General features: G+C 51.6%; 11 protein-coding genes. All 11 read right to left on the bottom strand.

The genetic code is table 11. The annotated features are described in order from the left end of the window. Positions 1-3: 3 nt before the first annotated feature. Positions 4-1200: a nicotinamide mononucleotide deamidase-related protein YfaY gene (locus M977_RS16935; protein WP_064517130.1), complete on the bottom strand. Its 1197-nt coding sequence runs from the start codon at positions 1198-1200 to the stop codon at positions 4-6. 200 nt (positions 1201-1400) lie between these two features. Further along, entirely contained in the window at positions 1401-1943 is a 543-nt protein-coding gene (locus M977_RS16930) for a YfaZ family outer membrane protein (protein ID WP_064517128.1), read from the bottom strand. A gap of 273 nt (positions 1944-2216) precedes the next feature. Then, a complete protein-coding gene (locus tag M977_RS25815) occupies positions 2217-2345 on the bottom strand; it encodes a hypothetical protein (protein WP_245163514.1) in 129 nt (42 codons plus the stop codon). A gap of 362 nt (positions 2346-2707) precedes the next feature. Further along, positions 2708-4072: an o-succinylbenzoate--CoA ligase gene (gene menE, locus M977_RS16925; protein ID WP_064517125.1), complete on the bottom strand. Its 1365-nt coding sequence runs from the start codon at positions 4070-4072 to the stop codon at positions 2708-2710. Next, entirely contained in the window at positions 4069-5034 is a 966-nt protein-coding gene (gene menC, locus M977_RS16920) for an o-succinylbenzoate synthase (protein WP_064517123.1), read from the bottom strand. The genes menE and menC overlap by 4 nt, the downstream gene beginning before the upstream one ends. After that, positions 5034-5891, bottom strand: a complete 858-nt coding sequence (menB, locus tag M977_RS16915; protein WP_034456650.1) for a 1,4-dihydroxy-2-naphthoyl-CoA synthase — start codon at positions 5889-5891, stop codon at positions 5034-5036. The genes menC and menB overlap by 1 nt, the downstream gene beginning before the upstream one ends. After that, on the bottom strand, positions 5888-6670 hold the full coding sequence (menH, locus tag M977_RS16910; protein ID WP_064517120.1) for a 2-succinyl-6-hydroxy-2,4-cyclohexadiene-1-carboxylate synthase: 783 nt from the start codon (positions 6668-6670) through the stop codon (positions 5888-5890). Before menH ends, menB begins: the two co-directional genes overlap by 4 nt. Then, positions 6667-8337 (bottom strand): 2-succinyl-5-enolpyruvyl-6-hydroxy-3-cyclohexene-1-carboxylic-acid synthase, encoded by a 1671-nt coding sequence (gene menD / locus M977_RS16905; RefSeq protein ID WP_064517118.1) that lies wholly within the window; start codon positions 8335-8337, stop codon positions 6667-6669. Before menD ends, menH begins: the two co-directional genes overlap by 4 nt. Positions 8338-8482: 145 nt before the next feature. Beyond that, positions 8483-9784 carry an isochorismate synthase MenF gene (gene menF, locus M977_RS16900; RefSeq protein WP_064517116.1) on the bottom strand — a complete coding sequence of 434 codons (1302 nt, stop codon included), beginning with the start codon at positions 9782-9784 and terminating at the stop codon, positions 8483-8485. 233 nt (positions 9785-10017) lie between these two features. Continuing rightward, positions 10018-10317, bottom strand: coding sequence for a stress response protein ElaB (elaB, locus tag M977_RS16895; RefSeq protein WP_064517114.1), 300 nt, complete (start codon positions 10315-10317; stop codon positions 10018-10020). An 81-nt stretch (positions 10318-10398) separates the two neighbouring features. Further along, the gene (locus M977_RS16890; protein ID WP_064517112.1) at positions 10399-10848 is read right to left on the bottom strand and encodes a GNAT family N-acetyltransferase; all 450 of its coding nucleotides are present in this window, start codon (positions 10846-10848) and stop codon (positions 10399-10401) included. Positions 10849-10951 lie beyond the last annotated feature (103 nt).

Here is a 10951-nt window from a genome sequence, read left to right as displayed (position 1 = left end):
TTTTTAGATTTCTAGTGAGTCGACAACATTCACCCAGCCATGCTCAGCGGCGACATCCCAGCCGTTGAGCCAGCGGCGCAGCATGTTGAGGGCCATCATCGCGCAGACTTCCTGGCGTGTACGCAGGGCATAGCGGGTAACGTTGAATTTCACTTGCAGGCCATAAGTCCCTTTTGGCGTGTGCAATGCGAAATGAAGATGCTCATCATCAAGGCACCCCACCACCAGCGCCAGAGCACTACCCGCTTGCAGCGCGAAAGTTTTTGCACGCTCAGTTATCTGCTGCAGTGTTTCAGGGCGTGCAGAAAGCACTTCACTATTACCCAATGGCGCTTGCGCACTGGCGAGTTGCAGGCACAACAGCCCGGCGGTGAATTGTTCACTGACGGCAATATTGTGTGACTGCTCGCGCAGGCGTTCCGCTAACTGTGCAGGCAAACCATCCGTGCCCTCAAAGATAGCGCTTTCTCCCGCCACACGTTGCACTTGCGGCCAGACAGCTTCCATTTCCACCCGCTGAGTGGCAGGCCCGGTCAGTTTCAGCTCGATAATCGGCATTGATGAGCGATAGCCCATTACCGCGCCTTCAGGTAATGACAGAGGTTCAAGGCTTTGCGCCAACTCACTTTCAGAACGCCCGAAGGTCGTCAGGCGCAGGCAAACTGGCGGCTCAGGCAACACAAAACGCTCACGCAGGCGCGGCATGATTTGTTGATCAACCATCACTTTAAATTCGGAAGGAACGCCTGGGGTGAAGAACATCAGGCAGCGGTTGAGTTGTAGAGCAAACCCGCATGCGGTGCCGACTGGGTTATCGACCATTTCGCTGGTAGCCGGAATAAGCGCTTGTTTGCGGTTGCTCGGTGCCATTTCACGCCCGCGTTCGGCAAAGAATCGTTCCATATGCTCAAGCCATTGCTGGTGCATAACCAGTTCAACGCCTGCGGCAGTAGCGGCTGCCTGCGCACTGAGGTCATCGCTGGTTGGCCCAAGGCCACCGTTCACAATCAGGACATCGGCATGTTCGCTGCGCTCTTTGAGCACCGCGATTAAATCGTCAAGACTATCGCCCACCGTATTACGGCGCGACATTGGTAAACCCTGGTTAAAGAAATAATCAGCAAGCCAGGCTGCGTTGGTATCAATAATTTGACCATGCAGCACTTCGTCGCCGGTAGACAGCATTTCCACTTTTATCATTGTTGTGCTCCGCGGGAAGAAAACGGTTCACTATAGCGCAAATCATTTTAGGTATAGAGAGGGAATCAGAAATGATAATCCACGATAGACTTCACGTTGCAGGAGGGCAGCAAGAGAACGAATCCCGAATCGCTTAGTAAACTAAGTGATTCGGGTAAGCGAACGCAGCAAACGTACCTGCAACGCGAAAGACGAAGGGTTTAGAAGCCTGCGCTCACGCCCACATACGGACCATCGGCGATAGCGTTATCACGGCTGCCATCTTTACCGTTAACACCGATATAGCGATAACCAGCTTCAACAGTGATTGGGCGAATCACAGTCCAACGAGCACCCGCACTGGCTTCCTGGTAATCTTTCACGCCACTGGAAAGAGAGTCTGGAGAGTAGTAGTAATCACCGAATACGGAGATGCTATCAAATACCTGCCAGCTCAAACCACCACCCACTGCCAACGCATAACCTTCATCACCATCTTTCGGATTCAGATAAACCGCACGGCCACCAACTGTACCCATAAATGGACCCAATGGCACATTCAGACCGAGTCCCAGACCTGCGGTATCACCGTCGTCATCATTATGCGCGTAGTTACCGTTCATGGTCAGACCGGCAGAATCCTGGCCGAAGCCTACTGCGATGTTTGTATATTTTTCACCCGCCTGGCCGCTAACGCTAATAGCGCTTGCAGATGCAGATACGAGTGCTAAACCGGCAAAGCCAGCCAAAAGTAATTTGTTCATGCTTTCAATCCTGAGCAGTAAAAAGGGATGTCCCTGAAAAAACGCCGATTTTACAGCCAGGGGTGAGGTAATCAATGCGTTAGAAATGCTTTTCTTCATTCGTTTGTAAGAAAATGAAAAAACGCCCTGTTAAACAGCCGCCAGCTTTACTCTCACCAATCCCCGCCACAAGTTGCAGCAGTAGAAAAATAGGCGAGTTTAAGTGTAAGCGAGACGGCATTTATGGTAGTTAAGGCAACAAAAAACCGCCCTTAGGCGGTTTCATTTCCCTCTTCATCTTACCGGGTCCAAGGGTAAGTCAGGATCAAGCGGCTCAATGGGGTCTGGAACATCTGGTACCGTATCTCCGGGCAGCGGTTCATCGATAGGTACCGGGTCGACCAAGTTTGGATGGTTAGACATAAGAACCTCCAACGTAAGAGCATTTAAAACCTACAAATGGAACAAAGCTTATTTTTGATTTTGCTTTGGCTTTTTCTCATCGTTCTTAGGTGCTTTATCTGGGTTTTTAGGCTGCTCTTTGGAAACGTTCATGTTTAGTGTTTTCATAACTCATTCCTCAGTGATTGCAGAACTTTACTGCAACCCAAGTATAGTTTTAGGTTCATTAACTTGCTAGCGAAGCGGTTTGCAATATTTTTATCTGGTTTATATGGATTGCCAATAAAAAAGCCGCTCGAACAGAGCGGCAGAAATCAGTATTAGAGTCAGGTATGTAAGTCGGATTAGCGTTAACGACACCCGACATTAAAACGGGGGTGGCATTAAATTGTAGCCTCCCGCTTTACCCATAACTTTAACTGCACTCGCGAAATCTTAATCCCCCCCTGCTTGAATTCATCAGGCAAGCGTAACCAACGCACCGGATGCTGAAAACGGGCTACTTTTCCCGGCAACCACTCAGACAATAGCGACAGGTCAAAATCCTCGTCGGCTTCAACCACCGCAACCGGGCGCTGGCCAAATTCGGGATCATCGATTGGTACGACAAAAACCTGTTTCACCGCGGGATGAACTGCAATCACGCGCTCAACTTCTTCTGGTTGGATACCTTCCCCACCACTGAAAAACAGATTATCGAGCCGGCCAATAAGCGTTAGACGGTGCGCATTCAGAACACCGCGATCGCGTGTTGCAAACCAGCCCTGGGAATTAACCAGCGGCACGACAACACCCTCTTTCCAGTAGCCTGATGCCAGGCTATCGGCACGAATCCACACTTCTTGGTCAACGATTTTCACTTCCCGGCCTGGCAGAGCTTCACCCACATCAGGCAACCCATCAGCACGTTTGGCGCAGACCGTTGAGGCCAGCTCCGTTAACCCATAACCACACCAGCAATTGATGCCTTTTTCTTGCGCCGCTTGCGTGAGCTCAACAGGAATTGCCGCACCACCCAACAACACCTCACGCAAGGATTCCGGAGGAGATTGCTCAAGCATGCGCCAGAGCTGGGTCGGCACCAGTGACGCATGCGTACAGCCTTGCAGCGCATCACTCAAAGGATATAAATCGCGCACTACCATGCAACCACCCACCAGCAGCCAGCGCCACAAAATGCCTTGGCCGGAGACATGAAACAGAGGTAGTGATAACAACCAACTGTCATTCGCGCCGTAGTTCATCACCGCCAGCACACCTGCAGCACTAGCAAGATGAGCATCACTGGTATGAACCGCCGCTTTGGGTAAGCCCGTTGAGCCGGAGGTAAGCGTCATCGATGCAAACCTTGCAGGCTGCCACTCAACCTTGAAAGGTTCGCTTTCCAGCAGAGTTAACGGGTTGATATCGGCAACTGTAAGCGGCGCATCAAAGGTCAAGGCATGGCTGATAGTCAGCGTGGGAAGTAAGTGTTCGAGCACAGGTGCAGGCAACTGTGGGTTAAGCGGCAATACACGCGCCCCACATTGCAACAACGCAAGCAGTGCGAAAACCATTTCCGGGCTGTTTTTCGCACGTAGCGCAACGCCTTGCCCTTCAAGCACACCCTGCTGGCGGAAGCCCCCTGCCAGCGCATCAACGCGCTGGCATAGCTCGCACCAGTTCAGGCTTTCATGGCCTAACGTAAGTGCTGGTTGGTCACCACGAATTTGTGCCCAATACTGCCAGGGAAAATCTTGAAAACTCATAACACTCGCTCAAGAGATTCCAGTGACCAGCACGGCAATGGGCTGCCAGGCCATTCGCGCACCAATTGTGCCTGCATCAACGACAGCGTATCGAGGCCAGGCAACGTTTGCGGCGTCAGCCACGCGGCAATACGCGCCAATTGTGTTAAGCCGAGGCTCGATTCAATCGAAGAACTGATAACCGCTGTCAATCCCAGGGCATGGGCCTGCTCAACCTGTTGACGTACTTTCTCAAGACTACCGGTTAAGGTCGGCTTGATAACCACCGCACTCAAACCAGGTTCGGCGGCAAACTCAAAATCAGGCTCACGCAGGCTTTCATCCCAAGCGATCGCAATTCCCGTTTCACGGGCAAACTCACTGGATTGCTCACGGGTTTTGCACGGCTCTTCGATAAACGCAATGCGCGCTCGGAAATCAGGATTAACGTATTTGGCGAACTGCTGCGCTTTGATCGGTGTCCAGCCACGGTTGGCATCAAGACGCAGACGCAAATCTGGCATCGCTTCCAGCAGAAGATTGACCACCATTCCGTCGCGCACAGCTTCATACAAACCCACTTTCACCTTGGCAATTTTCTCACCGGGAATAGCAGCCAGCATGGCAAACAGTTCGTCCGGGTCACCGGTGCACAAGGGCGCCGCGCGGTAATCCGCCGCCTGAGGCAATTCACCGCTGATTTCGGCCAGCGCACAACTCAGGCCAAATGCCACCGATGGCATTTCTGGCAAGTCGATTTCCGCGCCTGTTTGCCAGGCTTGCAACCAGGTTTGTGCCACGTTCAATGCGTCATCGACAGTTTCTACGCTAAAACCAGGCAACGGTGAGATCTCGCCGAAGCCCTGTTTTTCGCCATCTGTCAGGCACACTAACAGCCCGTCGCGTGATTTCAGGCGCCGCTCACGCAGCACCACACCCGCATCCATCGGCACCTGAAAGCGCCACAGTTCGACGCTACGCATTACGGATTCCGTTTAAATTTGCTGAAGTCCGGCTGGCGTTTTTGGTTGAACGCGTTGCGACCTTCCTGACCCTCTTCAGTCATGTAGAACAGCATGGTGGCGTTGCCAGCCAGTTCCTGTAAACCTGCCTGACCGTCGCAGTCGGCATTTAGAGCAGCCTTCAGGCAACGCAACGCCATTGGGCTGTTTTGCAGCATTTCGCGGCACCAGCGCACGGTCTCTTTTTCGAGATCTGCATTCGGCACAACGGTGTTCACCAGGCCCATATCCAACGCTTCTTTTGCGTCGTACTGGCGGCACAGGAACCAGATTTCACGCGCTTTTTTCTGGCCGACGATACGAGCCATATAAGAAGCACCCCAGCCACCGTCAAATGAACCCACTTTCGGGCCAGTCTGGCCGAATACCGCGTTTTCAGCAGCAATTGTCAGGTCGCACATCATATGCAGTACATGACCACCACCGATGGAATAACCCGCAACCATCGCCACAACTGGTTTTGGACAGGTGCGAATCTGGCGCTGGAAATCCAGTACATTCAGGTGATGGGTGCCGCTTGCATCCTGGTAGCCGCCGTAATCGCCACGTACTTTTTGATCGCCGCCTGCGCAGAAAGCTTTTTCGCCTTCGCCGGTCAGGATGATGGTGCCAATGTTGTCGTCGTAACGGGCATCAGCCAGCGCATTAATCATCTCTTTTACGGTCAACGGGCGGAATGCGTTACGCACTTCAGGGCGGTTGATCGTGATTTTAGCGATACCGTCAGCTGATTTGTGATAGCGAATATCGGTGTAACCTTCCGAGCAATCCTGCCATTCAACTGGCGCATAAAGCATTTCTTCATCTGGATAAATCATGGTGTTTCCTCGATAGGTTTTCGCAATAAATTGAGCAGGCAGGCTGTGAAAGCAATTGGGTTTTCCCGATGTGCATTATGGCCTGCGGCAGTAATAAGCTGCGGTGACAATTCCAGGCTGGTTGCCACGGCGCGGAATTTTTCATCCCGCTCACCGCAAAAATAGTAAAAAGGCAACGGCAATTGTTTGAGCGTAGCCTTTAAATCTGGTTGGTTGCCAAGAGACGTCGCCTCAAGCATTGCGGCAAGGCTTTGGGCATTATTCTGGCTGCGTTGTGCGATAAGCGAAGCGCGTTGCTGATCATTGAGCGTCTGGAAAACAGCTTGATGATACCAGTCGTTCAGCACCTCTTTTAGTGGTTGTATGCGTAACCGCTGCGCCCATTGCTGGTCGCTACTTTTTCTTTCTCGGCGGGCAGTCTCATCCGTAAGTCCAGGATGGCTCCCCTCAACAATCAAGCCGCACAAACCGGAATTCTCAAGCTGACAAGCATGATACATCGCCACTCGTCCACCAAGAGAGTAGCCAACTAGCCAGTATTTTAGGATGTTGTAACTAAGAAGCGTATTTCGCAGTAATTTATCGACTTGAACAAACCCTTCAGCCGTAATATCGGCTGATTTCCCGTGACCGGGCAAGTCGATGAAGAGTTGCGGCCAATCGGTGAAATGTTCGCTGAAGGTTTCCCACTCCTTCCGGTTGCCTAAAAAGCCGTGCAGCCAGACCAGGCACGGCAAGTTGGCATCGCGGCCTTCATGAAAAACAGCATGCAGAATCATGCCTGACTAACCTGTGCGAGCAAATGCTGCAAGGTTTGCGCACCGTCAGTTTCACTAACGGTGAGCTCAATGATGGTCGCATGAGGAGAACGCCAGGCATGGGTCACGGCTTCCTGCAACTCATCCCAGCTTGTCGGATTGTTATAGGAGAGGCTGAACATCGCTGCTGCGTGGGCAAAATTGACGTTTTGCGGCATGGTATAGAAGCGTTCGCGTTCGTCTGCCGGCGTTGGTAACAGCGAGAATATTTGCCCGCCATTATTATTGACGATCAGCAAAATGAAGGGAGCGGAAACCTGGCGTAATAATGCCAGTGAGTTGATGTCGTAAAGTGCCGAGAGATCGCCAACAATCGCCAGCGTCGAGCGCGCGGTGGCTCGTTGCACGCCGGCAGCTGTTGAAAGTAAGCCGTCGATACCGCTCGCACCACGATTGCTAAATACCGGATAACCCGCTGGCAATTGCGCAAAAGCATCGACCAGACGAACAATCAGGCTATTGCCGACAAACAGCTGCCCGGCTTCCGGTAATAATTCAGCCAGTCGCGCCGCGACCTGGGCTTCGCCGAATTCAAGAGTGCCCTTTTTCACCGCCTGCTGAGCTATTTTTGCAAGCGTAGTTAATTTCTCATCCCACGCCACGCGCTTTTCAGCGGGGTGAAGTTCCAGCCATTGTGTAATATCGCAACACAAGCGACGGCCACGATGATTCGCGGGATCAAGCCGGCCTGGGAGATTATCCACCAGCCAGTACTCTTCAGGCTCACAGCTCGCTTGCCATTGCAGAACGCGTTTTCCGGTCAGGCTACTGCCAAACTGAATAATAATTTGTGCTTCGGCAAGTTCTGTCACTGCCTGGCTGTTGCTCAGCCATAAATCTGCACATGGCAACGGCTGCCCAGTTTGCGATAGCACATCGCCAATTAACGGCCAACCGAGCATTTTCGCCCATGCAGCGACCTGTTTTCCTTCTTCAGAATTCAAACGCCCGGCAACTACAACGCCACGTTTTTGACGCCAGAAGAACCAGTCACGCTGTTTAAGCACTTCCTGAGTCAGGCCCGTACGTAACCAGGGTTTATCACCTTGCCACCAGTCGCCCAATGCCTGTTGCCAACTCATGCCAGTTTCATCAGGCTCGCCATACAGCGGCTCGGCGAATGGGCAATTGATGTGAACCGCACCAGCCATCTGCTGGCCCAACGCGTTATCGATAGTCGAAACTAACCAGCGAGCAGGAATATCCTGCGTTGGGCGAGGTAAATTAATCGATTGAGTAGGATGGGTGCTAAAAATCCCAGGCTGGCGAATCGCCTGATTGGCGCCGCAATCAATAAGTTCCGGTGGGCGGTCAGCGGTAAGAACCACCAGTTTTTCGCCCGTCAAACCGGCTTCAATAATTGCCGGATAGAGGTTGGCCACCGCTGTACCCGAAGTCACGATAATAGCGACTGGAGCCTGGCTTGCTTTTGCCAGACCTAATGCCAGGTGACCTAAACCACGTTCGTCAAAATGGGTATGACAAATAAAAGCCCGATTTTCAGCCGCCCCAAGGGTCAGAGGTGTAGAACGCGAACCGGGAGCGATGCAGACGTGGCGCACACCGTGGCGAGTCAGCGCTTCAAGGATTACCGTAGCCCAACGGCGGTTAAACGAGCTTATCGACATGATTCAGTCCTGAGTCAATTTTGCTGACTCATTATAATTATTGCTGGAACGGTTATTTTGATATGGGTCGGTAATACCCTTCAAACTGCATTTTTGTTGGTAACAAGCACGATGAAGTCCGAATTGTCTCAGACATGCCTATAATTTAGAACGTTGATTTTGTTAGCAACGTTCGCAACCCGGCGGCTTTATTTTCTATTTCCTGCCATTCTTCCGCCGCATCAGAACCTGCGACAATTCCAGCTCCGGCGTATAAGCGCACCATATTATTGATTACTTTTGCCGAGCGTAAAGCAACGCAGAACTCACTCTGCCGTTGCGAGATATAACCCGCCGAACCCGCATACCATTCACGCTCAAACGGTTCATTATGGGCGATAAACCCGCGCGCCACATCACGTGGCAACCCGGCTACAGCGGCAGTAGGTTGCAACATTGCAAGACATACAGCATCGTCAGGCTGAGCCAAATCGGTCCAGATGCAACGGCGCAAATGTTGTACCTTTCTCAGGCGCACCACCTGCGGCGGCAATACATCAATAGCCCCCACCGTTTTTTGCAAACGCTGGCAAATATCTTCAACGACCAACATGTTTTCACGTTGGTTTTTATCGTCTTTAAGCAACCACTGCCCCAAAGACCAGGCTCGATGATCGTCGGGATGGTTAGCGACCGTTCCGGCTAGCGCTTCGGTGCGCAAAGCACTATCAATGCGCCGCCACAAGCGCTCTGGGCTCGAGCCAAGGAACGCATGGCTGCCATCAAACACCATCAAGAAATGATAGCAATTCAGGTTCACCCGGCGACTGGCCGCCATAAACCCGGCTGCGGAAACTGCGGTAGTAAATTGCAGATCGGTGGCTCTCGCCAGGACGACTTTATCGAGCTCATGCTGCTCAATGGCAGATATTGCACGGTCAACTAACTGATTCCATTCTGATTGCGTTGGAATATGTTGCTCACCGACGCAATTTAAACGCTGCAATGGCAATTGCTTTGCAGGCAGCATTTTTTCAAGGAATTGAAGGGCTACCCGCGCATCATCTTGCAGGGAAGTTTCGCTATAAATATTAAGGTAGAGAAAAGCATCGCCACCGATGCGCCGCCATTCGAGGCGTGGGAGGAATAAAAAACTGCTGGTGGGTGAAAATGCATTTACGCCAGTAATACGAACAGCTGGCTGGTCGGCATAGTCATCAATAAATGTCCCGGCGGCATCTAAGGTATCGAACAGGCGCACAGCACCGAGGGCGGCAATTTCGTCATCGCCATTGCGCTGTTGCCAGTAAAACTGGGGATAAAGACGCTGGCTGGCCAACCATGCGAGTGCATCAGAGGCATCACTTAGGGTGACAGCACAAGATAATTGCTGTAAGCCCGGTGCATCCGCAAATTCTGCGTTCAATGCAAGCTGTAACTGTTGCAGCGCGACGACAACTGAATTCACGTTTACCTCACCTTCCCTGAAAACCCCTGATTATACGTGGTCATGGCGGCAAAAAAAAATCCCACCCAATGGGTAAGATTTTTCTGCTGGCACTCGACGCAATTATTATACCCAAGTTACTTCGAGATGCAGGTAGGCGGCAATCGAGTAAATCCCGATGAGCTTACTGAAGTCAAGTGATTCGGGTGCACGAGAGCAGCCAACGCCCCTGCAACTTGAAGGGCGAAGGGTATCTAGCGTCTGGCTAATAAAAGCCCTAGTACCAGACCAGCGGCAGCGCCAACGCCAACTCCTTGCCATGGTTTTTCACGCACATAATCATCGGCGCGATAAACGGCTTTTTTTGCACGATAGTAATAATTGTCCGACGCACTACTGACCCGGGCTTTGACTTCGCTGAGCGCCGCTTCTGCACGTGCTTTCAGCTCAATGTATTTTTGGTCAGCAGGATCGCCTGAGGAACGCAGCACTTCTTCTAACGTTTCACTAAGCAGAGTTAAATCATCATCAAGACGAGATTCATACGGTTGCATCACTGTTCTCCGTGTTTAAAAAATACTCGTCCGCTAACTATAGACAACACTAGTGCTTTTTACCTGGAGATTAATCTGTCATTAACGATTTGCCATACCGATATGGGGAATACCGTCTTCGTCATACACGTCAGTAACTGGGGTAAACCCGAAGTGGGCGTAGAAAGATTGCAGATGAGCCTGAGCGCCTAAATAGACTGTTTTCTCTGGCCAATACTGCTGGCACGAAGCCATCGCCTGTTCCATCAACTGGTAACCCAGTTTTTCGCCACGCACGCTTTTATCGACAATGACACGGCCAATCACTACCGGTTCAAACTCGCTGTCGCTTTTCAGGATACGGGCATAGGCCACCAATTTCCCGCCCTTCCAACCAAGAATATGGCGGTTCTCACCCACCAGATCATCACCATCAATGTCCTGGTAGGGGCAATTCTGCTCGACGACAAACACTTCATTGCGTAGCGCCAGAAGCGTGTAGAGATCGGTTACGCTCAATTCTGAATGGTGTAAATCCTGCCAAATCAACATGCTGCTGCCCCAATGATTTCGATGAGTAGTGCCTTATCTTCACACATTTTGCGCGATAAATAACAGTGCCGAGGGCGTTGTTGTTCAGATGACTTACTGACGC

Source organism: Buttiauxella gaviniae ATCC 51604 (genome assembly GCF_001654835.1).
Lineage (GTDB): Bacteria > Pseudomonadota > Gammaproteobacteria > Enterobacterales > Enterobacteriaceae > Buttiauxella > Buttiauxella gaviniae.
This window is presented reverse-complemented; position numbering and strand designations above follow the sequence as displayed.